The sequence below is a fragment of the Rhodococcus sp. IEGM 1330 genome, from assembly GCF_033142445.1.
Lineage (GTDB): Bacteria > Actinomycetota > Actinomycetes > Mycobacteriales > Mycobacteriaceae > Rhodococcoides.
In genome coordinates, this window is sequence record NZ_JAWLSB010000015.1 from 24502 (window position 1) to 48450 (window position 23949).

Here is a 23949-nt window from a genome sequence, read left to right on the forward strand (position 1 = left end):
CGCCTAGTGTGCCCGGTCCCGCTCGACGCACAGCTGCTCGAGCTTGCGCACAGCCTTGGGGTCGGAGCGGTCGACGTTGACGAGCTCCGGGTCACCGTCGTAGAAGTCGATCAGACGCTGATCCATGACCTTGCGCCACAGCGGCGGAACCAGCGCGCAGAAGATCATCACCGCGTAGCCGGCCGGTAGTTGTGGGGACTCGTCGACGGTGCGCAGTGCCTGGTATCGGCGCACCGGATTCGCATGATGATCGCTGTGACGTTGCAGATGGTAGAGGAACAGGTTGCTCCAGAGGTGATCGCTGTTCCAGCTGTCCCGGTGGGTCGGCTTTCCGTATCGACCGCTGCGGCGCTTCTGTCGCAGCAATCCGTAGTGCTCGAGGTAGTTGGCCGCCTCGTACAGGACGATGGCGATGGCCGCCTGGACCAGCAGATACGGCACGATCACCGTGCCGAAGACGGCGATCAGTACGCCGAACAGCGACACACTCATGGCACCGGCGTTGAACAGGTGATTCTTGTGGGTCCACCTCGACATGCCCTGCCGCGCGAGGCGTCGGGACTCGAGCTCCCAGGCCGAGCGCAGACCGTGGACGATCGTGCGCGGCAGAAACTTCCAGAACGACTCGCCGAATTTGGCCGACGCCGGGTCGTCCGGGGTCGCCACGCGCAGGTGATGGCCGTGGTTGTGCTCGACGTAGAAGTGGCCGTAGAGCGTCTGCGCCAGCGTCACCTTGGAGAGCCAACGCTCGCGGAGCTCGCGCTTGTGACCCAGTTCGTGGGCGGCATTGATGCCGACGCCACCGACGATACCCACGGTGATCGCGAGGCCGATTCGCTCGGGAACTCCCAGCGGCCCGTGCGCCCACAGATAACAGGCGGCGACGAGCCCCGCATATTGCAGCGGCAGGAACAGGTAGACGCACCAGCGGTAGTACCGATCGTTCTCCAGCGCGGCGATCGCCTCGTCCGGGGGATTGGTGCGGTCCAGTCCGGCGAACTTGTCCACCAGTGGTAGGGCGATGCCCATGATCATCAGGCCGAGGGTCCAGAACGCCCCGGGGCCGAGGAGTGATACCAGACCCCAGGCCAGGAACGGGCTCAGGGGAATGATCAACCCCAGCGGCCACAGGTAGCGCTTCGGGTCGCGCCACCGCAGCGACGTGCTCGTGGCGGACTCATCACGCATTCTGGATTCTTCACTCCTGTTCGGTGCCGTGCCCCGAGGGACGAGGACATTCGGTAGTGGCGTGTCACAACTACATCGCCCGTCCCACCAGGATAGTTACCCAACCAAATATTTGTAGGTTCTCCGATGGGCCGTCGAACGCCCCACTGCCCTTGTACGGTGACCGAATGAAGCATGTCGAGTCGTCGTTCGTCGGAGTTCACGGAACCCGAATCGTCTACGACGTCTGGACCCCCGAGACCACGTCGACCGGGATTGTCGTGCTGGCCCACGGCCTGGCCGAGCACGCCGGCCGGTACCGGCACGTCATCGAACGGCTGGGCTCGCTCGGCCTCGTCGTCTACGCGCCCGACCATCGCGGACACGGGCGGTCCGGTGGCAAACGGGTGTCGCTGGAGAAGTGGTCCGACTTCACCGACGACCTGCACACGCTGTTCGGCATCGCAGCCGCTGAGCATCCGAATCAGCGCACCTTCCTGCTCGGCCACAGCATGGGCGGGGCCATCGCACTGTCGTACGCACTCGACCATCAGGGCGACCTCGACGGTCTGATGCTGTCCGGTCCTGCAGTGGCTCCCAGCGTGGGACAGCCGAAAGCCCTGGTGGCGGTGGGTAAGATCCTCGGACGTTTCCTACCGGCAATTCCCGTACTGAAACTCGACCCCAAGCTCGTCTCGCGCGACAAGAGGGTCGTCGACGCCTACGTCGCCGATCCGCTGGGCTACCACGGCACCGTTCCGGCGGGCCTGGCCGCAGCGATGCTCGGCGTCGGGGAGACCTTCCCCGCGCGGTTGCCCTCGCTGAAGATTCCCGTGCTGCTCCAGCACGGGACAGCAGACGGATTGGCCGATGTCTCGGGCAGCGAACTCATCGCCGAACTCGCCGGATCCGACGACCTGACCCTGAAAACGTACGACGGGCTGTTCCACGAAGTGTTCAACGAACCGGAGAAGGAGCGCGTACTCGACGACCTCGTCGATTGGCTGCGTCCACGTGTACACACCGGCGCTGTAAGTTCCTGACGGATCTTTTCGAAGAAGGGGGTACGACCATGACCAGGCGAGCACTCGTATTGGGCGGCGGCGGAGTCGCAGGTATTGCGTGGCAGACGGGTGTCCTACTGGGATTGGCAGAATCCGGAGCCGACGTCACCGATGCCGAGATGCTGCTGGGAACGTCGGCAGGCTCCTCGGTGGCAGCGCAGATCTCGAGCGGAACCGCGTTGGCCGAGTTGTTCGAGCGTCAAGCAGACGAAGCGAAGCAGGACCACGAACCGCATGCCGAGGCGACCATCGACGAACTGGTCTCCATGTTGGCTCGGGCGGCTCAGAACTCGGACGGCAGTGCCATCGACACTCGCAGGCGCATCGGCACCGAGGCGCTGGCGGCCTCGACGATCACCGAGCGTGAGCGCAGGGCCATCATCGAACGACGGCTGCCGTCGCACTCGTGGCCGAGACGCGATCTGCGGATCGTCACCGTCGACGCGCTGACGGGCCGGCATCGAGTTCTCGATCGTGGCTCGGGCGTTCAACTGGTCGACGCGGTGGCCGCCAGCTGCGCCATCCCGGGAATGTGGCCCCCGGTCACGATCGGCGATCATCGTTACGTCGACGGAGGTATCCGCGCGAGCGAAAACGCGGATCTGGCAGTCGGTTTCGAGAAGGTGCTTGTATTCAGGGTAGGCGCACTCGACCTGGAACACGATCCCTTCGACATCGAACGAGAACGACTGGTCAAGGGTGGCTCGAAGGTGGAAGTGATTGCACCCGATGCAGATTCGGCGGCCGCGATCGGACCCGATGCCACCGACATCGCGGTCCGATCGGCTGCAGCCGTGGCCGGACGAGCACAGGGCAATGCCATCGCGGAACGCATCGCCGAGTTCTGGGTCTAGAGAACCTCTCTAGCCGAACAGCGCAGCGCCGTTTCCCCAACAGACGGCACGAACCCAGTCGTCGCCGAGGTCGAGTCGGCTCACTGCCTGCAGGGCATGTAGATACGGGTACGGGATGTTCGGGAAGTCGCTGCCGAACAGAATGCGACTCTGCAGATCGAGCAGTCGTGGCAACTCGTGTCTCGGAAACGGTGCGCCCGCCTCGGTGAAGTCGGTGAATGCCATCGTGGTGTCCAAGCGCACCTTCTCGTAGCGATCGGCCAGGTCGAGGAAGTCGACGTACTCGGGCATGCCCATGTGCGCGATGATCAACGGAAGCTTCGGAAAGCGTTGCAGCAGATCGGCAATCTGCTCGGGACCGGTGTAGGCACCGGGTGCAGGACCGGAGCCGCAGTGGATCACCACCGGTATCTGTGCGTCGGAGATCGTGCCCCAGACGCCGTCGAGCAGAGGATCGTTCGGGGAGTAGTTTCCGACCTGGATGTGAGACTTGAAGATTCGGGTTCCGTTGGCCACCGCCTGCTCGACGTAGTCGGCCGCGCCTTCCTCGGGGAAGAACGTCGCCGTGTGTAGGCAATCGGGCGTGCGCGCCGCGAAATCGGCTCCCCAGGAGTTCAGCCAGGCAGCCATCGACGGCTTGTGTGGGTAGATCATCGAGGTGAAGTGCCGTACCCCGAATCCTCGAATGACCTGCAGCCGTTCGTCTTCGGCGAATCGGTACGAGATGGGCCAGACGCTGCCGGTCAGCGGACCTGCGCTGTCGAAGTAGCTCCACACCTTGTCCATCACGTTCTTCGGCATGAAGTGCGAGTGGACGTCGAACAGTCCGGGCAGCGACAGCTCGGTCCAGAAGGCGACGATCCGTTCCGTCTCGTCGACGAGTTCGGCGTCGGAGCGCGGCGGCTCAGCGTGCGACATGGGCGTCGAACCACTCGAGAGTCTTGCCCCAGGCGTCGGCGGCGGCGTCGGCGTCGAACACCGCAGGGCGGTCGTCGCAGTGGAATCCGTGCTTGCCGTGGGCGTAGCGGGTGATCTCGGAGTCGACCGGCGCGGTCGCGGTGATCTCGCGTAGCGTCTCGACGTCCTGGAACGGGATGCCCTCGTCGAGGTCTCCGAAGAATCCGTGCCATGGCGTCTGGAGAGCGTCGCCCACCGAGGCCATTGCGGGATAGCCGAAGCGTCCCTTCGTGATTCCGCCGCCGTAGAACGTCGCTGCCGCACCGAGGGGGCGTCGGACAGCGGTCTGGAACGCGACGGTGCCGCCCATACAGAAGCCGACGATCGCGATGGACGAAGGCTCGAATCCCAGTTCGGCGAGTGCGCTTGCCGCTGCGTCCACGTCGGAGTCCACCTCGTCCGCCTCGAGTTTCCCGATGGCCGCCATGGCCGAATCCATGTCCGAGTAGTCGAGCACGGTGACGCCGTCCTGCCGGTGGAACAGGTGCGGTGCGACTGCGACCCATCCGGCGGCTGCGATGCGGTTGCAAACGTCGACGATGTGGTCGGTGACCCCGAAGGCCTCCTGGATGACGATGACGCCGCCGCGGGCATCACCGTCGGGCCGAACGACGGTGAGGGGAGTGGTGTTCATCCCTCGATTGGAGCACATGCCAGTACGGCATGCCGGTAACCACGGTGCGTTCCGCAGTTTTGTACGGTGGCGGGCAGGGAACGATCCCGACCGAGAGGACAACTCATGCGCGCGGTACAGATCTCCAGCCTCGACGGCCCCGATTCGGTGACCGTCGTGGACGTCGACGAGCCTGCTGCGCGCGACGGGTCGGTGGTCATCGAGGTCCATGCCGCGGGCGTCGCCTTTCCCGACGCGTTGCTCACCCGCGGGCTCTACCAGTACAAGCCCGAGTTGCCGTTCGTACCCGGCAGCGAGATCGCCGGCATCGTTCGGTCGGCACCGCCGGAGTCCGGCTTCTCTGCAGGTGATCGAGTAGCCGCCCTGACGGGACTGAGCGACGGTATGGCCGAGGTCGCCGTCGTATCCCCGGACACGGTGTTCGCGCTGCCCGAGTCGGTGTCCCTCTCCGCAGGGGCAGGGCTGTTGTTCAACGACCTGACGGTGCACTTCGCTCTCCGGGAACGTGGCCGGTTGGCACCGGGCGAGACGGTTCTGGTGCACGGCGCAGCAGGGGGCATCGGAACCTCCGCGCTGCGAATGGCTCCGGTACTCGGCGCATCTCGCGTCATCGCCGTCGTGAGCTCGGAGGCCAAGGCCGATGTCGCGCGATCCGCCGGAGCAACCGATGTGGTGCTCGTCGACGGGTGGAAGGACGCGGTCAAGGAACTGACCGGCGGCCGTGGCGTCGACGTCGTCGTCGATCCGGTGGGTGGTGACCGGTTCACCGACAGCATTCGCTCGCTCGCGCCGTCGGGCCGAATTCTGGTGCTAGGCTTCACCGGTGGAGAGATCCCGACGGTCAAGGTCAACCGATTGCTGCTCAACAACGTCGACGTCGTCGGCGTCGGTTGGGGTGCGTGGTGGATGACGCGCCCGGGCTACCTCGCCACCCAGTGGGCCGAGATCGAACCGCTCCTCGCCGACGGATCGCTCAGCGCGCCGGAGCCGTCGGTCTTCCCGGCTGCCGATGCGGCTGCCGCCATCGCGTCGCTGGAGAACCGCACTGCGGCAGGCAAAGTGGTGCTCGACTTCACGCGGTGATGTGCCGTCGAGCTGCCGGGCGTCGACGCCCGAGTCATTCCGGCAGCTCGACGCCTCTCGCCTCGGCCAGTGCCGCGATCTCGGCGGGGAAGACGTTCTTGAACACGAACGGATCGGTTCCGAGCGCCCAGTTCGGAGCGAGTTCGATGGCGTATCTCTCGAAGTAGCCGAGCTGCTTGGCCACCAGGATCAATTCCTCCGGGCTCGACGTCTTGTACTGCTTGCCCATGCCCACCAGCGCTCGAATGAAGTCCGCCAGGCTGAAATGCGCGAGGGTTGCCGAGAGCATCGGAGCGAACACCGACTGTAGGATCGCGCCGACCTCGACGTCCGAACCCATTTGCGGTGCAACGATTCCCAGCCGCTTGACGGTACCCGCGAGCCGGGTGAAGTCGCCATCGATCACGGTGGCGTGAAACAGATCGAGCAGCAGCGCGCGCCACTGCTCGTCCACCTCGCCCATGACTCCGAAGTCGAGGAACGCCACCCTGCCGTCGTCGAGGACCCACACGTTGCCCGCATGTACGTCGCCGTGGAAGAGACCGTGCAGTACAAGGGCTTCCATCCAGACCTTGGCGGCGCGGCGGACGATGAGCTCGGACTGCTCTCCCGGCTCGTAGCGGTCGAGTGGGGAGCCGTGCATGCGCTCCATACAGATGACGCGCCCGCCGCAGTAGTCGAGAAACACCTCGGGCGCGGTGACGTGGGCGTTGTCGCCGAACGTGCCGATGGCCGCGCGAAAGCTGTCCTGACGCTTGGCTTCCACAGCGCTGTCGAGTTCGGTGAAGGTGGCAGCGTGCAGGTCGACGATGATCGCCGACGCGTTGGCCGTGGCGAAGAACGGAATGAACTTCTCGAGTCCGCGGGCGATGAGGTACGCGATACGCAGGTCGATCTTCATGCGGTGGTAGATGCCTCGCCGCTGCACCTTCATGACCACTTCACGGCCGTTGTCGCGGCGCACGCACAGATGCACCTGAGCGACCGAGGCGGACGAGAGCGGCACGTCGTCGAACGAGGAGAACAGGTCGTCGATTCCGCGGCCCAGATCGGCCTCGATCACCGCGCGCGCCTGCGATCCGGGGAACGGTGGCACCTCGTCGAGGCAGCGCAGGCAGGTGTCGGCGAGGACCTTCGGAAACAGCCCGGGCGAGGACCCCATCAACTGCCCGACCTTGACGAAGGTGGGTCCGAGAACGAAGAAGGCGTCGACGACGGCCTCCGAGGCGTGCAGCGGCCACCCCCGCCGTGGCGCGCGTACCCAACGGCCGATCGCGACGAATTGGAAATACGCCAAGACCGAGCCGATGACGATGAGTCGCAGCAGTTCTCGTACCCCGAAAGTCTTCAGCTCGGGTGCAGGCTTGGGTGTCAAGGGATTGGGGGTCATACGTGCGCCCCTGCAGGTACACGCGCGGCCGTGGCTTCCAGGCGCGCCAACAGTCGATCGAACCGCGTTGCATCGTCGGAGGCGCGTGAGAGCACCAGCGCGCCCTGAATGCCGGCCACGATCTCCTCGGCCAGTTCGGCTGCCGATTCGCCGTGTCCCAGACGGCGCAGTACCGGAGTGAGGGCGTCGATCCAGTGGGTGAAATGCGCTGTGACGCGGCCCGAGAACACAGCACGTTCGAGACCGAGTGTGAACGCTCCGAACAGGCACACCAGGCGATTGGACCGGAAGTATCGCGCGGTCTGCTCGAACATCTCGCGGGTGGTCGACGCGGCATCGGTGCCGTGTCGCAACGGCTCGAACACGTTGTGGTGGAACCACTGCTCGACGTCGTCGAGGACGGCCTCGGCCATCTCCTGCTTTCCCCGCGGAAAGTAGTGGTAGAGGCTGCCTTTCCCCAGGCCGGTCTGTTTGCTGATGACCGCGAGGGTCGACCCGTCGAAACCGTGGTCGCGGAACACCCCTGCGAGTACCGGCACCACGTCGTGGCGATCGCTCATGAGCCGGTACTGTACCAATCGGTACACGCCGGGTGTATTCGGGTTCTCGAGATGGGTCATGCAGTCGTGAAGAGAACTACCGTCCTGGCAGCCGGAGCCTTCCTCGTCGGCGGGGTGACCTATCTGGCCGCCGAAGCCGTCGCCGCGCTCGGTTGGACGGACCGGCCGTACAGCTACGCCCGCAACAACATCAGCGACCTCGGAATCCCCGACATCTCGCCGCTGCACGCGGTGATGAACACCGGCTTCGTCGTCGACGGCACGTTGTTCGTCCTGGCGGGGCTGGGACTGTCGGTGCTCTTCGAGGGCCGCGCGCGGTGGATCGTGGCCGGTACCTCCGTTGTGCACGGTGTCGGCAGCATCGTCGTCGGGCTCGCTCACGCCTCGGTCGACGGGGCATCGACGCCCCATGCGGTGGGTGCAGGCATGGCGATCGTCGGCGGCAACCTGGTACTGCTGGCCGCAGGCCGATACGGCGGCCGCCTCGGTGCGCCGCGCTGGTACACCGTGGGCAGTGCGACTGCAGGAGTGGCCGGCCTGGTGGGGCTGGCCCTGTTTCTCGCGGACACGGGAATCCTCGGCGGCGGAACATTCGAGCGCATCTCGGTCTACACCATCATCGGATGGGAGATCGTCACCGGCGCAACGATTCTGGTCAAGCGCCGCCTATCCGAACTCGGGTGATTCCTTGGCGAGAAAGGCGCGTACGCCCTCCTTGCCGTCGGCCGACTCGAACGCCTCCTCGAACACCGGCAATGACCGTCGTGCCGGCAGGCCCGGGGACTCGCCGAACGTGAGAGCGAGGGCGCGCTTGTTCGCCCGAACAGCAGAGCGGGATTTTCGCGCCAGCGCCTGCGCCAAGCCCAGTGCCACCGACAAGGACTGTCCGCGCGGAGCGACCCGATTGATCAGGCCCCACTCCAGAGCAGTCTCGGCCGAGACGGGCTCGCCGAGCAACACCAGTTCGGCGGCGCGTGCCTGACCGACCCGCCGCAGCGCACGCATGGACCCGCCGCTGCTGGGGATCACACCGAGGTCGATCTCTGGGAGTCCCAGTCGAGCCCCCTCGTCGGCGACGACGAGGTCGCAGCACAGCGCCAGCTCGAGGCCGCCGCCCAACGCGAATCCGTCGATTGCCGCGACCGTGGGCAGCGGCAGATCGTCCAGCAACTCGAGGGTGGCGTTCTCGAGAATGCTCTTGCGGGCGAGCACGTCACCGCCGTCCTGCATCTCGGGCATCTCGGATATGTCCGAGCCGGCACTGAACACCCGGTCGCCGGTGAGAACGACTGCCCGAACCGCGGCGTCGTCGGCCAGCTCGAGAAGGACGGCGCGCAGTCGCCGCGTCGCCGGACGGGTCAGCGCGTTGACCGGCGGGTTGCTCAGGGTGATCTGCGCGACGGCCTCGTGCGGAAAAGTCAGGACGGGAGAAAGTGCGGTTGGCATACTTCAGAACCGTAGAGCGTGCGGCTGACCTGGCGATTGGGAGACTGCCGAGATGGCATGTAGCGTGGTGAATACCCGACGCGGGGTGGAGCAGCTCGGTAGCTCGCTGGGCTCATAACCCAGAGGTCGCAGGTTCAAATCCTGTCCCCGCTACTACGCAAGTCAGGCCCGACATCGATGATGTCGGGCCTGACTTGTCTGTGTTGCCGAGGTGTTCGCGGATCAGGGCTGCAGTCTGAATTGCACGACGGCGGTGACATTTTCGATGGCGTCGTCGAGAGCGGTCATGCGTGCTCTGGCGTCGGGCGCAGAGAGGATGTCGAGTCGATCGGACTGACCCATCGGAATCAGAGCTACCAGCGACCAGATCTTCTCGGCGGCCGAGATCGGCAGGCCCAGGAAGTCCGGAACACCGGGTGTGGCAATGCTTTCCGTCGATTCGAGTCGGCCGATCAGCTCGTAGAGATCCTCGACCCGCGCCCAGGTCGCGTCGAATTCGGTGTCGGCGATCACCGCGGCGGTCTCTTCGTCCGGCCACGCTCGAACGTCGGCCAGTGGGTACGGGTCGTCCGGCAGCCAGGCGTCGATCCTGATCCGTTCACCGCCGACGCATTCGAGTAGATATCGGCCGTCGCCGATGGACTCGTGACCGATGATGTGTGCGGTCGTGGCCACATCATGCCGGACGTCGCCGCCGCCGGCCTCGTGACCACGCGCGATGAGTACCACGCCGAAGCTCGGATCGTCCTGCTTCAGGCAGTCGTGCACCAGAGCCTGGTAGCGCGGCTCGAAGATGTGCAGTGGTAGGCGTTCGCCGGGGAGCAGCACGCTGCCGAGCGGGAACATCGGGGTCACGCTCACGGGTGCTGCAGCGGAACAGCCGCCGGGGTGATCGCCGCAGGCGCGCTCTTCTCGGTCGGGTTGGAGTCCAGGAATTCGTCGAGCAGTCGGAAGAAGAAGTCCGGCTCGTCCAGCTGGGGAAAGTGGCCGGCGTCGGGAAAGATCTCGACGCGACTGTTGGGAACCTCGCGTCGAATGTTGTCGGCGTGCTTGGCGGGAATCATCCGGTCCTTGCCGCCCCAGACGAGCAGCGACGGAATCGACTCGAACTTCTCGAAATGTTGTTTGGCGCTGACGGTCTGACCACGCGGGCCCACCACGGCTCGCGTCGACGCCAGAAACGCGCCGCGGGTGGAGCGGTCTGCGACCGACCGGAACGACCGCCAGGTCTCGGCCATGCTTGGTCCCGGCTCGACCGGCAGACCCCATTTGCCCAACTGCGCCAGCGCACTTTCGGTATTCCTACGGAACCAGTCCGATGCGAGCAGCGGCAACACCAGCTCACTGCCGGGTAGCGTCGCGGCCTTGAGCACCAAACTCACCTCCGGACCCAGGCCACCACTGCTGACCAGGGCAAGGCGATCGACTCGCTCGGGAAAGAGATACGTCAGCTGCATGACGATGCCGCCGCCGAGAGAGTGACCGACCATCGGTGCAGAGTCGATGTTCAGGTGGTCCATCAGGTCGCGAATGGTGGCCGCGTGCGAACTCAGCGAGTAGTCGCCGGTCGGCTTGTCGGACTCACCGTGTCCGAACAGATCGGGTGCGATGACCCGATACCTGTGCGACAGACGTTCCAGCTGCGTGCCCCAGGACTGATGCGATCCGAGCAGGCCGTGCACCAGAATCACGGGTGGGCCGTCGCCGATGTCCACGTATCGCAGGACGTCCTTGTGTAGTTCTACCGACTGCAATTCGTACGATGAACTCATGGTCGACCTCCTCGTCGTGTGATTCCCGGATCGTCGCGTGGCTCAGTGAGCCGTTGGCACAAACGTACAAGCTGAGCCGACACTGCGACAGACCCTCGGTCAGCGTGCGAGGCCTGCACCGTCGAAGGTGTTGGCGATCGTCTCGGCCAACTGCTCGGCCATCGGTTCCCGCAACATGTCGATGTGATCTCCGGAGATGTCGACGAAGGTCAGCTCACCACTACCGACCGTCTGCCACGACCTGAGATCTTTCACGTTCTCTGCTGTGCGAACCACGGTCATCGAACCCGACCACGGTGTCGGAACATGCTTGTTCAACGCCACGTACCCGATGCTTGCGAAGACCAACCATTCCATCGTCGTCGGGTACCGCAGCAACCCGGCGAACCGCATCCGTAGCCAGAGGGCAGCGGTGCCGATGCGGCCGAGGTGGAAGCCCGCTTCTTCGCGCGTTCGAGCCGGCGGAGCAGCCGGAACCTCGGCGCCGCCGGGCAACCTGTCCAGCAGATGCCGAAACAGCCGCGTGTCGAGGAGCAGCAGGTGGGGAGATCCGAGGCCGGAGTCGCGGATCTCCTCCGCCATCGCGATGGCAATCCAGCCACCGAGCGAGTGGCCGACCAGATGGAACGGGCCCTCGGGCTGGACTGTGCGAACAGCGTCGACGTAGCGCGTCGCGGTTCGCCGAATCGTGCGGTCCGGGCGGCCGCGCTTGCCGCGGCCGTGCGCCTGCAGCGCATACACCGGGCGGTCGTCGTCGATGTGTCTGACGAGCTCGAGGAATGCCATCGCACCGACGCCTGCACCGCCGACCAGGAAGATCGGTGCCTTGCTTCCCTCCGTGCGCAGCGGCACGAGCACATCGTGTTCGCCGGTTGTGCGCCGACGCGCATTTGCCGCGTCTTCGAGGCGGGCATCGACTGTCACGGCCAGCGCTCGAACAGTGGTCGCCGCGAACACATCCTCCGGCGTCAGATCGATCTTCAGGCTCTCGCGAAGTTGGGCCAGCATTGCCGTGGTGGTCAGCGAGTTGCCGCCCAGGGCCAGGAAATCCTCGTCCCGGCCGATGGTGTCCAGCCCGATCGCGGTGCGTGCGGCCTCGGCCACGATGTACTCGGTGGGACCGACCGCCGCGCGCTCGACGCGTCGATCGGCGGGCTCGGGCAGTGCACCGCGATCGAGCTTGCCTCGTTCGTTTCGCGGCATCGCGTCGAGCGCGACGATGTGGGTGGGCACCATCCATTCCGGCAGCGTCCGGCGCAGCGACGCTCGGATCTCGCCCACGGAGGGTCGTCGCCCGGAACGGGCCGAGCACACATAGGCGACCAGGTCGGTATCGGTGCCGGAGGTCCTGCCGATCACCGCTGCGTCGCCGATCTCCGGCATGGCGCGCAGTGCTGCCTCGACCTCGGCCGGCTCCACCAGGTATCCGCGCACCTTGACGGCGTCGTCGATGCGTCCGGCCAGGTGCAGCGTCCCGTGTTCGTCGAGTCGTCCCAGATCGCCGGTTCGGTACCGGAACAGACCGTCGCCGAGCGCGGCGAATCGTTGGGAGTCCAGACCGGCACCGCCGAGGTAGCCGTCGGCCAAGCAGCTCGACGTCACCCGTACTTCGCCGATCACGTCGGGTGCACACGTCGAACCGTCGGAGGCGACGACTTCGACGAGCTTGCCTGCGATGGGTCTGCCTGCGGGGAGAAAGCCCGACGGCAGCGCTCGTTCGAGCGGATATTCGCTGTAGGCGACGGCACCGGCCTCGGTGGTCGCGTACCAGTTCACCACCGTGGCGCGGCTGTCGAATCGCCGCCGAAAGCCGTCGGCATCGTCGGAGTGCAGGGATTCCCCGTATGTGATGACCACCCGCAGCGTGGGTGCAGCCCCGCGCCCGGTGGGTCCGTGGTCGGTTGCGGAGACTGCACGCAGCAGCGACGACGAGCAGTGCAGCGTGGTCAGGGAATGCGCGGCTGTCCACTCGACGGTGCTGCTGGGGACACCCGATCTGGGGTCGCGGCAGTGCACTGCCGCACCGCTGAGCAACCCCGCGAACAACGTGTTCAAGCCGGCACCGAAGCTGACCGGAAGCGAGTTTCCGACGCGGTCGTGTGGGCCCAGTGCCAACGCGTTGGCAACCTCGTATGCCTTGGTCAGGCACATGCGGTGGCTGAGGATCACGCCTTTGGCGGTGCCGGTGGATCCGGAGGTGTAGTTGATCACCGCGGTGTGGTCGCCCGACAGCGTCGGCAGCGGAACACAGGAGTCCATGGCGGCTGCGACGGTGGCGGAGTCGATCGCCGTCGCAGCTGCTTGGTCGGTGATCGTTGCGCGGCGCTCGGCGGGAAGCATGGGGTCGAGCGGAACCAGGGGATGACCTGCGGCGACGACGGCCAGCATCAGCACGATCGAATCCGTCGTCGCGTCGGTGTCCACGGCGAGCGGCCGAGAATCGGCGGGAAAGAGTGTGGCGATCTTCCGAGCCAGAGAATAGGCGCGGTGGAGGAGCTCGTCGAAGGTCAGCGAGGTTCCGTCGACGTCGAGAGCGACGGCGTGGGGCAGGGCGTGAGCCACCTCGCGGTAGCGGGTCATCAGGGTGTCGCGGCGCTCTGGCCGGCACAGCGGGGCCAGGGAAAGACGGGTCGGCGCATCGATGTCCTGAATCGACATGATTCTCCTTGCACGAGCCCGACCCGCGATGACGGAGTCGGTTTGTAATCCACAAACCGGCTCGAAGACTGTTTTACCGCATCAAAGGTAGACGCGCATGGCCTTTCTACGCAAGCGGAAAACCGGACATTCCGCAACAATCGGGTGACGTTGCGGAATGCCCGGTCGGTTTCGGACCGGTCCTTACAGGTCCGCGATGGCCTCCAGCGGCTTCGTGCGCGCGGCCCGCACCGCAGGCCACAGCGCCGCCAACACGCCGACGACGGCCGATCCGAGCAGCATCGCCACTACCTGGCCCCACGGCACGGTCATGGTGCCCAGGCCCTCGTCGCGCAGAGTCTGCACGAATCCCCACCCGAACGCGATGCCGAGGACGACGCCCACGATCGCGCCGAACAGTGCGATGAGCAGCGACTCGAGATAGATGATGCGACGGACCTGCGGCCGCTGCATGCCTATCGCACGCAGCATTCCGATCTCCCGACGCCTCTCCACGACCGACAGGGCCAGCGTGTTGACGATGCCGAGCACGGCGATGACGACGGCCAGTGCCAACAATCCGTACAACACGGCGAGCAGGGTGTCGATCTGCTGTCCCTGGCTACCCTTGAACTCGTCGACGTCCTGAACCTGGACGACTATGAACGGCTTGGTCGCGGCTTCGAGGTCGGTTCGCAGCGTGTCCGGGTCGGTACCGGGCGTGGCCTTGACCAGAACCAGGATGTCGGACCGGGTGATGGACGGCGTCACCTCCTGGTAGATGTCGCCCGAGACGATCCAACTCCCGATGAGCGGATTGTCGGTGAACACGCCGGTGACGGTCACGGGGACCGACGCCCCGTCCACGGTGTCGAAGGTGACCTCGGTTCCGACCGTCCATCCGCGTTCGGCCGCTTCGGTTTCCGATACCGAGAATCCGTCGCTGTCCAGGTCTGCCGTGCCCTGGACCATCGACAGCTCCAGCAGTCCCTCGGGAGACCCGTCGATGGCGGCGCCGTACTCCTCCTGGCCGGCGATGGTGACGAACACCGGGTGCAGTACCGCTGTGCGGTCCACGCCGGTCACCTGCTGTGCAGCGGTCGTGGCACCGGTCGGAACGCCGATCGACTGCGGACCGGAGAGGATGTAGTCCGCCTCGACGCCGGTGTCGACGAGTGAGTCGACGCTGGCCTTGGCAGTGGATCCGAGCACGCCGATGACGGTGACGAGCATGAGGCCGAGCATCAGGGCGAAGGCGGTGGCCGCGGTGCGTCGCGGGTTGCGTACCGAATTGGTCCTGGCCAAGCGTCCGATCGCTCCGAACGGACGGGTGATGACGGCACCGAGCGCGCCGACCACCGGCCGTGACAGCGACGGTGCGGCCAGTGCGGTGGCGACTATCAGTGCGACGGCTCCCGCGCCGACTGTGGCAGCGGCCGCGCCGCCGGTCGACTGCGCTCCGATGATCAGTGCGGCCGCGCCTGCGATTCCCAGGCCGACGCCAACGAACGTCCGAGTGCGCAGGGTGTCGCCTGCAGAGGCGAACTCCTCGCGCATCGCGGCGACCGGTGGAATCTTGGCCGCTCGTCGGGCCGGTGCGTACGCGCTCAGCACGGTGACGACGATGCCGACGGCGAAGGCGACGACAACGGTGCGCGGCTCCAGTGCCAGCGGTCCCGACGGCAGGCCCAGGTCGAAGGCGTTGAGCAGTGCCCGTAGCCCGTAGGCCAGCCCTACTCCGCCGACGAAGCCGAGGACGCTGCCGATGACGCCTACGACGAGAGCTTCGAGAACGACCGATCGGCTGACCTGGCCGCGGCTGGCCCCGATGGCACGCAGCAACGCCAGCTCGCGGACTCGCTGAGCGACGATCATCGAGAACGTGTTGTAGATGATGAAGGTGCCGACCAGGAGTGCGATCCCACCGAAGGCGAGCAGGAAGTAGTTGATGAACGACAGTGCCGATTCGACCTCGGCCTGAGTCTCGGCCTGTACGTCCGCGGCGGTCTGGACCTTCAGATCGGGAAACGCCGCGGCGATCTCGTCGCGAAGATCGCTCTGAGTCAGCCCTTGCGCAGCGAGATCGTTGCCCGCGACGTCGATGTACTGCACGTGGGCACCGTCGGTGAACAGCTCGTTCGCCTGGCTCTGCACGAATTGGATTCCGATGTAGCCACCGGATTCGGTTGCTGTGGAATAGATTCCGCTTATCGTGACGTCGGTGATGCCCTTGGACGGCACGAGGACCTGGGTGGCGTCGCCCACCTTCAGTCCGGCGCGCTCGGCACCACCTTCGTTGATCGTGACCTGACCGGGAGCGATGGGAGCCGAACCGTCGACGAAGGTGGTCGGGTCACCGAGTCGTTGGTCGTCGGGGAGGTACGACTCACCGATGGTCGGTGCGCCGCCGGACTGTACGGCGGCACCGTCCGACCCCAGCAGCACCAACTGCCCGCCGACGTACGGCGACACGGCGCGCACATTCGGCAACGCCGAGATCGCCGCTATGTCCTCGTTCGGCACGCCGGAAGAGCGTGCGTCCTCGGGGCTCACTCGAACGTCCGCACCCTGCGCGGTATCGGCGAACAGTGAGGAGAAGGTGCGCTGGAGGGTGTCGGTGAACACGAACGAACCCGCGACGAATGCCGTGCCGAGCACGACTGACAGCACGGTCAGGGCTAACCGAACCTTGTGTGCAGCAAGGTTTCTCAGTGACACCTTGCGCATGGGATTGCCCGACGCGGCCCGACGTGGGGCCTTGTCGGCGACCGAGTGATTGGAGGCCGAGTGCGCCATTATCGGACCGTCTCCAGCTTCTTCATCCGCTCGAGTACGGCGTCTGCCGTGGGCGAGTTCAGCTGATCGATGACTGCGCCGTCGGCGAGGAACACGACGCGGTCGGCGTAACTGGCCGCGCGTGGATCGTGCGTGACGATGACGACGGTCTGCTCGAATTCGTCTGCGGCAGTGCGCAGAATCGACAGCACCTCGCCGGACGAGCGGGAGTCCAGGTTGCCGGTGGGCTCGTCGCCGAACACGATGTCGGGTCGGCCTGCCAGTGCGCGGGCGCACGCCACTCGCTGCTGCTGTCCGCCCGAGAGCTCGCTGGGGCGGTGATCGAGGCGGTCACGCAGTCCGAGTCGGTCGACCACGGTGTCGAGCCATCCCTGATCCGGTGTGCGGCCGGCGATGTCGAGAGGCAGAGTGATGTTCTCGAGCGCGGTGAGCGTCGGCACCAGATTGAAGGCCTGGAACACGAATCCGATTCGATCCCTGCGTAATCCGGTCATCTCCTTGTCGGAGAGTGCCGTCAACTCGGTGTCGCCGATGGTCACCGTTCCCGAGGATGCATTGTCCAAGCCGGCCAGGCAGTGCATGAGCGTGGACTTGCCCGAACCCGATGGGCCCATGATTGCGGTGAATTCTCCGCGAGCGAATTCCACGCTCACCCCGGACAGTGCGTGGACCTGGGTGTCCCCTGATCCGTAAACCTTCGATACGTTGACCGCACGTGCGGCGATGTCGCTCATGGGTGCCAGTGTTCCAGCGTTCTGCGCCCGTCGCTATCAGGGGAGACCGAAGAACACCACACCTATGATGGGCGTCATGCGCATCGGAGCCCACGTCCGCGACAGCAGCGACCCTCTCGGTACGGCCGAGGCGCTCGGCGTCGACCTCGTCCAGATGTTCCTCACCGATCCGCAGAAGTGGAACAAGCTCTCCCCGCACCCTCAGGGCGAGGCGTTGCTGACCGGCGATGTCGACGTGGTGGTGCACTCGTCCTACGTTCTCAACGTGGCGAGCTTGAACAATCGGATCCGTATTCCGTCGCGCAAGGCCGTCGTCGAGCAGGCTGCTGCTGCGGGCGAGATCGGGGCCATCGGGTTGGTCGTCCACGGCGGCCACGTCCGTGAGGGTGAGGATACTGCCAAGGGAATCGACAACTGGCGCAAGCTGTTCGAGCGCCAAGCGGAGCAGGGCGGCTTCGCCGTACCGATCTTCGTCGAGAACACCGCGGGCGGAGACTCCGCGATGGCGCGCCACTTCGACGACATCGCCCGGTTGTGGGACGCGATCGGTGAATTCGGTGCCGGATTCTGTCTGGACACCTGTCATGCGTGGGCCGGGGGCGAGGATCTGGTCGACGTGGTCGACCGAATCAAGGCGATCACCGGACGAATCGATCTGGTGCACCTGAACAATTCGCGCGACGAGTTCGACTCGGCGCGAGACCGGCACGCGAACCTCGGCACCGGAACGATCGACGCCGAGATTCTGACCGCCGTCGCACTGGCTGCCGACGCGCCGGTGATCCTCGAGACTCCGCCCGAGGGGATCGAAGACGACGTCAGGCTGCTGAAGAGCCTGTAGTCGTGAGAGCGAGGTCGTGCACGGCCGCCGACCACAGCCGGATCAGTTCGTCGATGCCGTGCAGATTCGCAGCCCAGGTGATGCGCGCCAGCGCGGTACCTGTACCCGTCATGGTGATCCCGATGTCGATGGCGTGATCGCGGCTGGGCTCCGCCGACGCATCCTCGCGCACGATGATCTGAGCTCCTGCGCGCGAGGCCAGCGCGGGATAGTTGCGAGTCAGTGCGTAGTCGCGGCCGCCGTTCGGCACCGAGCCCAGTCGCCTCGAGACCTCGTCGACGAGGTGCTCGCGGAGAGAGGGAACGGCGAGAGCGTCGGTGCGAAGCGCGGGGAGCCGGACCGGGTGCACCGCACCGGTGTTCTCGAGATCGAGGTCGACCAGCACACCGGCCGAGGAGCCGCGGTGGTTGTTCGCCTGCCACGTGGACACGGCCGAGCCCAGGGCGGCGAGCAGCAGAACGCGGCGGCGGTGTGAGCCGCCGGGCAACGCGAACGTCATCGACGACCGCTCGAATTCCGCGGACTGTTCGGTGAGCAACGGTCGCTCCGCCGGGGTCAGGACGGCGACCCAGTACGGAACCTGTTCGGCTACCTCGGTGCAGAGAGTGCGTCCGAGCTGGGCCGGGCTGATCGTCTCGCGATGCACGAGTCTCAGCGGTGCGAACACGGTCACGACGACGAACCCCACTTCCGATGCAGATTGTCCTAGCCTTACCTAATCTTCCCCAGGCTAGCTCGAGCCGGAATCGCACGCCAGGACGCCCCCGTCGGGATCGGTTCAGTCGGTAACGCGCAGCGCAGGAATGCCGGGAGCGACCGGCAACCTTCCGGTTTCGAGCTCGCCGAGCAGGCCCTCCGACCAGGTCAACAGGCCGGTGACGTCGAGATGATGCGGAGGGTCGCACTCGAAACCGATGAGCCGGTCGTGCCCCTGCCGGAGGAGCGATCCAGCACCGACGCGGTTGCCACGCATCAGATGGGTCAACCCGACGGCGAGTTGGGCGAGGCCCTGCCACAACGGACGCTCGTCGGGCGAGCAGCTCTTCCACGTGCCTTCCAGTACCTCGTGCGCATGGAACGGCATGTTCGCGTCGAGGAATCTCTGCGCTTCGACGAGGGCGGCGGTGGGAGGAAGCCGGAGGTCGTCGGGCACCCGTGGGGTTCCGTTGCCACCGCGCGCGAGGGGCCGCCCGAGACCGTCACGAGGCCTGGCGTTGAGGGGTTTACCGTGCGCATCACGTTCGCGTTCGGCCATGGCGGAAACCCTAGTGTGTGGTGGCCCGCACCGAGCTCATGGCCGCCGAAGACGAGCGCGCGGTGATGACACCCAGTGCTGCCAGCGCGGCGGCAGAGGTCACGACCATCGTGGTGGACACGGCCACCGCGTCGTTTCCGAGTGCGCCGACGATCGGCGCGACGATGGCACCGAGCCCGAATTGAGCTGCTCCGAGGAGGGCCGCGGCGCCGCCTGCGGCCTCACCGTGCCTGGACAGGGCGAGCGCAGGCGCGTTGGGCATCACGAATCCGACGGCTCCGAGCACGAACCAAAGCGGGACGACGAATCCGGCCATTCCGCCGACCCCGGTGATCGCCAGGACCGTCATGACAACACCCGCGAACACGGCGAAGGACAGCGCTGTCAGCACGATCTGCACCGGTGCGAAGCGTCCGAGCAGAAGGACGTTGAGCTGGGACGCCCCGATGAGGGAGATGGCACCGGCGGCGAAGACGATCGCGAACTGCTGCTCGTCGAGGCCGAACTCCTCCTGCAGCACGAACGACGATCCGGCGATGTAGGCGAACAGCGAGGCCATTGCCAGTGCGGCGACCAGGACGAGAACGACGAACTGGGCATCACGCAGCAGAGAGCGGTAGGTGCGCAACACCGGCATGACCCCGCTCGCACGGCGACGCTCGGGCGGCAGCGTCTCGCGTAGCGACACGATCGCCAGTGTCATCAGGGCGACACCCATGATCGCCAGCGCGGCGAAGACGAGACGCCACGATCCGACCAGCAGCACGGCACCGCCGAGCGAGGGAGCCAGCACGGGAGCGACGCCCATGACCAGCATCAGCCGAGACAGGACGGTTGCGGCCGCGCGTCCGCTGAACAGGTCTCGCACGATGGCCATCGCGACCACGGCAGCAGCGGCAGCACCGAGACCCTGCACGACGCGTAGGCCACCGAGAACGGCGATGTTGGGAGCCACGATGCACGCGACCGACGCCAGGATGTGCACTCCGGTGCCGACGATCAGGGGTAAGCGCCGGCCGACGATGTCCGAGAGCGGCCCGATGATCAGCTGACCGAGGGCAAGGCCGACCAGGGTGCCTGCCAGGGTGAGCTGCACGGCGGACGAGGACGTGTTCAGGTCGTCGGCGATGGCCGGAAGGGCCGGCAGATACATGTCGATGGTCAGTGGACCGAGCGCGATGAGCGCTCCGAGCACCAGGATCACCCGCAGGCGTTCCTTCGACGTCGGCTCGGGGGACGTGTTCGTTGCTTGTGCTTGGGCTACGGCTGTCTCGGCTGTTGACGTGTTCGGTGCTTGGGCCACCCGAGGTTCAGCAACCGGGGCACTCGTTCTGTTCCCGGTTGCTGACTACAACTTTCGTGTTCTATGCCACCGCGTCGGACAGTACGGTCAGCTTCTCGACTTCCTCGCTGTTCAAAGCCAGTGCCGGTGCGTCCAGCAGGGCAGGCAATTGAGAAAGCTTGCTCGCACTGGCGATCGGCGCGGTGACGCCCGGTCGCGCGAGCAGCCATGCGAGGGCCACGCTCGACATCTCCGCCGAGCGTGATTCGGCGATCTCGCGTAGGCCCTGCACCACGGCGAGACCGGCGTCCGAGAAGTACCCCGTGGTCAGACGTTCGCGTTGCGTGCCGGCCACGTCCTCGCGGGTGCGGTACTTGCCCGTGAGGAATCCGGCGGCGAGGGAGAAGTAGGGAAACACTCCGAGATCGTTCTCGACGGCCAGATTCTGCAGTTCGCCTTCGTAATCACGGCGGGCGACCAGGTTGTAGTGCGGCTGCAGTGCGATCGGAGCCGCGAAACCGTTGTCTCTCGCGAGGTCGAGCCATTCACGCACGCGCGCCGGGGTGTAGTTCGAGATGGCCACGTACCGCACCTTGCCTGCCCGGACCAATGCGTCGAACGCTGCGAGGGACTCGACCAGCGGAGTCTTCTCGTCGTCGTAGTGCGCGTAGTAGACGTCGATGCGGTCGGTGTGCAGCCGAGCCAGCGACGCGTCTACGGCGGCACGGATGTTGTCCGGGGCCAGTCCTCGGAACTCGGGATGTTGGCTGACCTTGGTGGCGATGACGACATCGTCCCGGTTGCCGCGGGCTCTGGTCCAGTTGCCGACGATCGTTTCGGATTCGCCGCCGGAGTTGCCGTCGGCGAATGCCGAGTACGAATCTGCGGTGTCGACGAAGTTGCCTCCGCCCGCGATGAAGGCATCGAGAATCTCGAAGGACGCAGCCTCGTCGCTGGTCCAGCCGAAAGTGTTCCCGCCGAGAGCGAGCGGAAAGATGTCCAGATCTGAACTACCGATACCAACCACAGACAAACCCCTTACGTTGGCGAACAACTCGACTGTACGAGCAGCGAGGGCTCAGTGCCACGTGTGATCCACCAGCGCGGTTCGAGGACCGAACTTGGGCTTGGTGGCCTTGCCGCTCAGATACAGCAGCCGAACCGCGCGATGCCTGTGCGGTGCCAAGGGTTGCAGATACTCGACCATCTCCGCGTCGTCGATCGGCCTACCCAGCAGCGACCAGCCCACCACCGACGCCAGGTGATAGTCGCCCACCGACAATGCGTCGGGATCCCCGAGGGCGCGTTGCGCGGTCTCGGCCGCAGTCCAGACACCGACGCCCGGGATTGCCCGCAGCCTGCGCTGCGCGTCCTCGGGTGTCATTCCCGACGCCTCTTCCAGGCGCCCGGCCGCACAGGCAGCGCGGACGATGGTCTTGGACCGAGCCGGATCGACGTTGGCGCGGTGGTACTCCCACGACGGGATGCGGCGCCACACGTCGGGTGACGGGAAGACGAACATCGGCTTCGGCGTCGGGCCCGGTGCCTTCTCGCCGAACTTGCTCACCAGGTAGCGCCACGATCCGAATGCCGAAATTCCGTGTACGCGTTGCTCGATGATCGCCGGAATAAGGGCCTCGAGCACCAGCCCGGTTCTACCCAGGCGCAGGTGCGGCAGCTGCCGATGGGCTTCCTGGAGAATCGGGTGCTCGGGCGCGAACGTGGTGGCATCGTCGTTCAGGCCCAGCAGGGCGGGCGCCGCGTCCAGCAACTCGGGTGCGCCGGGGCCCCACGCTCGTACTCGAACGCCGGTCGGCGAGGCCTGGGTCAGGCGGTACGTCACCGGCCCCGAACTCATCCTCGACGTGCGCCAGATCCCGCCGTCCGGCGTCGACTCGTAGGTGGGATCACCGCGGCCCCGACGCAGGGGCGACACCGACATCCGTACGTCGAGCCGTAGCTCGCACGTGACCAGGCGGGCCAGCCCGTCGGAACCGGCGTCGTCGGGCATCGGTTCTTCACCTCCGAACGGTCGTGGCCATGCGGACCGAGTGGGTCCCCTTCATGGCGTCGGTCGACACTTTTGCAGCGCCGACGGCAAGATACATAGTGCCTCGCGGAGCGCAGGAGTACCGCACGGACTCTCTCGCCGTCTCTGGTCAGGTCGACAGCATCAGGAGGATCTTCAGTGGCTCGATCGAGCGCAGCATCGTTCGTCGGAGTCGCCTACGCGTTCGTCGTGGCGATGATGGGTACGACCATGCCGACGCCGCTCTACGCGTTGTACGAGGTCGAATTCGGCTTCTCGGTATTCGTCGTCACGCTGGTGTTCGCCGCATACGCGGTGGGTGTGCTCGGAGCGCTGCTGGCCTTCGGGCGGTGGTCCGATTCGCTCGGTCGACGGCCGATGCTGTTGGCGGGCATCGCGTTCGGCCTGATCAGTGCCGTGGTGTTCGTGACTGCGGACTCGCTCACGGCCCTGGTGATCGGGCGAGTGCTGTCCGGGCTGTCGGCCGGCATCTTCGTCGGAACCGCAACGGTGACACTGATCGAACTGGTACCGGACGCGTGGCGGGATCGAGCTCCGGCGATCGCCACGGCGGCCAATATCGGCGGCCTCGGCCTGGGCCCGCTGGTGGCCGGGTTGCTGGCCGAATACCTTCCGCAACCGCTACGCCTGACGTTCTTCGTCGACATCGGCCTGCTCGCGGTGGCCGCCCTTGCGGTGTTTCTCGCTCCCGAGACCGTTCGGGTCGCAGCGGGGGCACGCCCGCAGATGCAACGACTGTCGGTTCCGGCGGACGTCCGTGGCACTTTTCTGCGCGCGTCGATCGGTGGTTTCGCCGGGTTCGCGGTGCTCGGCCTGTTCACCGCGGTATCGCCGGGTTTCATCGCGGGTGTGCTGCAGATCGACAACCATGCCGTCACCGGCGTCGTGGTGTTCGCGGTCTTCGCTTCATCCGCGACCGCGCAGATATCGATACGCCGGGCCGATCCGACGTCGGCGCAACGCTGGGGTTGCTTCGTTCTGACGGTCGGGCTGGTGGTCCTGGCACTGTCGCTGTTACTGACGTCGCTGCCGGTCCTGGTGATCGCGGCGCTGCTGTGCGGCATCGGGCAGGGCGTGACGTTCAGCAACGGTATGGCCGCTATCGCCGCTGGGCTTCCGCCGGAACGTCGAGCAGAAGTGACTTCGACGTTCTTCGTGGTGCTGTACGTCGCCATCTCGGTGCCGGTCATCGGGGCCGGTGCCGTGGCGAACGCATGGGGATTGGTGACTGCGGGACTGGTGTTCTCCGCGCTCGTCGCAGCGCTCGCGGCGGTGGCGTTCGTGCTGCTCACCCTCGACGGCAGGAAGGCGAGGGCGTCCCACTACGCCTGACCCGGTCGGCGGTGCGCCGGAATCGATTCGCGCTGCCGCGCAGTCGATTGCCAAGTCCACACGGTGTTCGTGCGCGAGTCACCCGGAGTTTGTCG

Annotated in this window: 22 protein-coding genes and 1 tRNA gene; 7 read left to right on the forward strand and 16 right to left on the reverse strand. The window is 66.0% G+C overall.

Annotated features, from left to right (window positions below):
- Window positions 1–3 precede the first annotated feature (3 nt).
- Window positions 4–1188: an alkane 1-monooxygenase gene (locus R4P57_RS25215; protein WP_317805603.1), complete on the reverse strand. Its 1185-nt coding sequence runs from the start codon at window positions 1186–1188 to the stop codon at window positions 4–6.
- Between the two features lie 167 nt (window positions 1189–1355).
- On the opposite strand from R4P57_RS25215, the gene R4P57_RS25220 reads away from it, so the two are divergent.
- Window positions 1356–2210, forward strand: a complete 855-nt coding sequence (locus tag R4P57_RS25220; protein WP_317805604.1) for a lysophospholipase — start codon at window positions 1356–1358, stop codon at window positions 2208–2210.
- Window positions 2211–2239: 29 nt separating this feature from the next.
- Entirely contained in the window at window positions 2240–3085 is an 846-nt protein-coding gene (locus tag R4P57_RS25225) for a patatin-like phospholipase family protein (protein WP_317805605.1), read from the forward strand.
- Between the two features lie 9 nt (window positions 3086–3094).
- Here the strand turns inward: R4P57_RS25225 and R4P57_RS25230 are convergent, their stop codons facing one another.
- Both R4P57_RS25230 and R4P57_RS25235 read right to left on the reverse strand, forming a co-directional pair.
- Window positions 3095–4003: an amidohydrolase family protein gene (locus R4P57_RS25230; RefSeq protein ID WP_317805606.1), complete on the reverse strand. Its 909-nt coding sequence runs from the start codon at window positions 4001–4003 to the stop codon at window positions 3095–3097.
- The gene (locus tag R4P57_RS25235; protein WP_317805607.1) at window positions 3990–4676 is read right to left on the reverse strand and encodes a dienelactone hydrolase family protein; all 687 of its coding nucleotides are present in this window, start codon (window positions 4674–4676) and stop codon (window positions 3990–3992) included. The genes R4P57_RS25230 and R4P57_RS25235 overlap by 14 nt, the downstream gene beginning before the upstream one ends.
- 105 nt (window positions 4677–4781) lie before the next feature.
- Here R4P57_RS25235 and R4P57_RS25240 point away from each other — a divergent pair, with 105 nt between their 5' ends.
- Complete coding sequence (locus R4P57_RS25240; RefSeq protein ID WP_317805608.1) at window positions 4782–5759, forward strand: NADPH:quinone oxidoreductase family protein; 978 nt, start codon at window positions 4782–4784, stop codon at window positions 5757–5759.
- A gap of 34 nt (window positions 5760–5793) precedes the next feature.
- Here the strand turns inward: R4P57_RS25240 and R4P57_RS25245 are convergent, their stop codons facing one another.
- Window positions 5794–7149: an ABC1 kinase family protein gene (locus R4P57_RS25245; RefSeq protein ID WP_317805609.1), complete on the reverse strand. Its 1356-nt coding sequence runs from the start codon at window positions 7147–7149 to the stop codon at window positions 5794–5796.
- Window positions 7146–7709 carry a TetR/AcrR family transcriptional regulator gene (locus R4P57_RS25250; RefSeq protein ID WP_317805610.1) on the reverse strand — a complete coding sequence of 188 codons (564 nt, stop codon included), beginning with the start codon at window positions 7707–7709 and terminating at the stop codon, window positions 7146–7148. Before R4P57_RS25250 ends, R4P57_RS25245 begins: the two co-directional genes overlap by 4 nt.
- Window positions 7710–7775: 66 nt before the next feature.
- On the opposite strand from R4P57_RS25250, the gene R4P57_RS25255 reads away from it, so the two are divergent.
- Window positions 7776–8393, forward strand: coding sequence for a DUF998 domain-containing protein (locus R4P57_RS25255; RefSeq protein ID WP_317805611.1), 618 nt, complete (start codon window positions 7776–7778; stop codon window positions 8391–8393).
- Here the strand turns inward: R4P57_RS25255 and R4P57_RS25260 are convergent.
- Window positions 8376–9155 carry an enoyl-CoA hydratase/isomerase family protein gene (locus R4P57_RS25260; RefSeq protein ID WP_317805612.1) on the reverse strand — a complete coding sequence of 260 codons (780 nt, stop codon included), beginning with the start codon at window positions 9153–9155 and terminating at the stop codon, window positions 8376–8378. The genes R4P57_RS25255 and R4P57_RS25260 overlap by 18 nt on opposite strands.
- Before the next feature lie 79 nt (window positions 9156–9234).
- Between R4P57_RS25260 and R4P57_RS25265 the strand changes: the two genes are divergently transcribed.
- A tRNA-Met gene (locus R4P57_RS25265) sits at window positions 9235–9308 on the forward strand.
- A gap of 69 nt (window positions 9309–9377) precedes the next feature.
- Here R4P57_RS25265 and R4P57_RS25270 read toward each other — a convergent pair.
- The 5 genes from R4P57_RS25270 to R4P57_RS25290 form a co-directional block, all read right to left on the reverse strand.
- Window positions 9378–10016: an LON peptidase substrate-binding domain-containing protein gene (locus R4P57_RS25270; RefSeq protein ID WP_317805613.1), complete on the reverse strand. Its 639-nt coding sequence runs from the start codon at window positions 10014–10016 to the stop codon at window positions 9378–9380.
- On the reverse strand, window positions 10013–10927 hold the full coding sequence (locus R4P57_RS25275) for an alpha/beta fold hydrolase (RefSeq protein WP_317805614.1): 915 nt from the start codon (window positions 10925–10927) through the stop codon (window positions 10013–10015). The genes R4P57_RS25270 and R4P57_RS25275 overlap by 4 nt, the downstream gene beginning before the upstream one ends.
- A 99-nt stretch (window positions 10928–11026) precedes the next feature.
- On the reverse strand, window positions 11027–13585 hold the full coding sequence (locus R4P57_RS25280; protein ID WP_317805615.1) for an alpha/beta fold hydrolase: 2559 nt from the start codon (window positions 13583–13585) through the stop codon (window positions 11027–11029).
- A gap of 183 nt (window positions 13586–13768) precedes the next feature.
- Window positions 13769–16291 carry an ABC transporter permease gene (locus R4P57_RS25285; protein WP_317805684.1) on the reverse strand — a complete coding sequence of 841 codons (2523 nt, stop codon included), beginning with the start codon at window positions 16289–16291 and terminating at the stop codon, window positions 13769–13771.
- Window positions 16292–16359: 68 nt separating this feature from the next.
- On the reverse strand, window positions 16360–17094 hold the full coding sequence (locus R4P57_RS25290) for an ABC transporter ATP-binding protein (protein ID WP_317805616.1): 735 nt from the start codon (window positions 17092–17094) through the stop codon (window positions 16360–16362).
- A 76-nt stretch (window positions 17095–17170) separates the two neighbouring features.
- Here R4P57_RS25290 and R4P57_RS25295 point away from each other — a divergent pair, with 76 nt between their 5' ends.
- Window positions 17171–17935 (forward strand): deoxyribonuclease IV, encoded by a 765-nt coding sequence (locus tag R4P57_RS25295; RefSeq protein WP_317805617.1) that lies wholly within the window; start codon window positions 17171–17173, stop codon window positions 17933–17935.
- Here R4P57_RS25295 and R4P57_RS25300 read toward each other — a convergent pair.
- From R4P57_RS25300 to R4P57_RS25320, 5 genes are all read right to left on the reverse strand, one after another.
- Window positions 17913–18608, reverse strand: coding sequence for a hypothetical protein (locus R4P57_RS25300; RefSeq protein WP_317805618.1), 696 nt, complete (start codon window positions 18606–18608; stop codon window positions 17913–17915). The two genes, R4P57_RS25295 and R4P57_RS25300, sit on opposite strands and share 23 nt — an antisense overlap.
- Window positions 18609–18713: 105 nt before the next feature.
- Window positions 18714–19190, reverse strand: a complete 477-nt coding sequence (locus tag R4P57_RS25305) for a DUF309 domain-containing protein (RefSeq protein WP_317805619.1) — start codon at window positions 19188–19190, stop codon at window positions 18714–18716.
- A 10-nt stretch (window positions 19191–19200) separates the two neighbouring features.
- The gene (locus R4P57_RS25310; protein ID WP_411742442.1) at window positions 19201–20493 is read right to left on the reverse strand and encodes a multidrug effflux MFS transporter; all 1293 of its coding nucleotides are present in this window, start codon (window positions 20491–20493) and stop codon (window positions 19201–19203) included.
- Window positions 20494–20554: 61 nt separating this feature from the next.
- The gene (locus R4P57_RS25315) at window positions 20555–21499 is read right to left on the reverse strand and encodes an aldo/keto reductase (protein ID WP_317805686.1); all 945 of its coding nucleotides are present in this window, start codon (window positions 21497–21499) and stop codon (window positions 20555–20557) included.
- Between the two features lie 51 nt (window positions 21500–21550).
- The gene (locus R4P57_RS25320; RefSeq protein ID WP_317805620.1) at window positions 21551–22483 is read right to left on the reverse strand and encodes a DNA-3-methyladenine glycosylase 2 family protein; all 933 of its coding nucleotides are present in this window, start codon (window positions 22481–22483) and stop codon (window positions 21551–21553) included.
- Between the two features lie 177 nt (window positions 22484–22660).
- Here R4P57_RS25320 and R4P57_RS25325 point away from each other — a divergent pair, with 177 nt between their 5' ends.
- Complete coding sequence (locus R4P57_RS25325) at window positions 22661–23854, forward strand: MFS transporter (protein WP_317805621.1); 1194 nt, start codon at window positions 22661–22663, stop codon at window positions 23852–23854.
- The last annotated feature ends 95 nt before the right edge of the window (window positions 23855–23949 follow it).

What these genes read in the sequence shown, in the direction of transcription:
- R4P57_RS25295 (WP_317805617.1), top strand. Translation starts at nt 17,171, where the DNA reads ATGCGCATCGGAGCCCACGTCCGCGACAGCAGCGACCCTCTCGGTACG.
- R4P57_RS25320 (WP_317805620.1), bottom strand. Translation starts at nt 22,483, where the DNA reads ATGCCCGACGACGCCGGTTCCGACGGGCTGGCCCGCCTGGTCACGTGC.
- R4P57_RS25290 (WP_317805616.1), bottom strand. Translation starts at nt 17,094, where the DNA reads ATGAGCGACATCGCCGCACGTGCGGTCAACGTATCGAAGGTTTACGGA.
- R4P57_RS25250 (WP_317805610.1), bottom strand. Translation starts at nt 7,709, where the DNA reads ATGAGCGATCGCCACGACGTGGTGCCGGTACTCGCAGGGGTGTTCCGC.
- R4P57_RS25280 (WP_317805615.1), bottom strand. Translation starts at nt 13,585, where the DNA reads ATGTCGATTCAGGACATCGATGCGCCGACCCGTCTTTCCCTGGCCCCG.
- R4P57_RS25275 (WP_317805614.1), bottom strand. Translation starts at nt 10,927, where the DNA reads ATGAGTTCATCGTACGAATTGCAGTCGGTAGAACTACACAAGGACGTC.
- R4P57_RS25220 (WP_317805604.1), top strand. Translation starts at nt 1,356, where the DNA reads ATGAAGCATGTCGAGTCGTCGTTCGTCGGAGTTCACGGAACCCGAATC.
- R4P57_RS25235 (WP_317805607.1), bottom strand. Translation starts at nt 4,676, where the DNA reads ATGAACACCACTCCCCTCACCGTCGTTCGGCCCGACGGTGATGCCCGC.
- R4P57_RS25225 (WP_317805605.1), top strand. Translation starts at nt 2,240, where the DNA reads ATGACCAGGCGAGCACTCGTATTGGGCGGCGGCGGAGTCGCAGGTATT.
- R4P57_RS25215 (WP_317805603.1), bottom strand. Translation starts at nt 1,188, where the DNA reads ATGCGTGATGAGTCCGCCACGAGCACGTCGCTGCGGTGGCGCGACCCG.
- R4P57_RS25260 (WP_317805612.1), bottom strand. Translation starts at nt 9,155, where the DNA reads ATGCCAACCGCACTTTCTCCCGTCCTGACTTTTCCGCACGAGGCCGTC.
- R4P57_RS25240 (WP_317805608.1), top strand. Translation starts at nt 4,782, where the DNA reads ATGCGCGCGGTACAGATCTCCAGCCTCGACGGCCCCGATTCGGTGACC.
- R4P57_RS25245 (WP_317805609.1), bottom strand. Translation starts at nt 7,149, where the DNA reads ATGACCCCCAATCCCTTGACACCCAAGCCTGCACCCGAGCTGAAGACT.
- R4P57_RS25230 (WP_317805606.1), bottom strand. Translation starts at nt 4,003, where the DNA reads ATGTCGCACGCTGAGCCGCCGCGCTCCGACGCCGAACTCGTCGACGAG.
- R4P57_RS25305 (WP_317805619.1), bottom strand. Translation starts at nt 19,190, where the DNA reads ATGGCCGAACGCGAACGTGATGCGCACGGTAAACCCCTCAACGCCAGG.
- R4P57_RS25285 (WP_317805684.1), bottom strand. Translation starts at nt 16,291, where the DNA reads ATGCGCAAGGTGTCACTGAGAAACCTTGCTGCACACAAGGTTCGGTTA.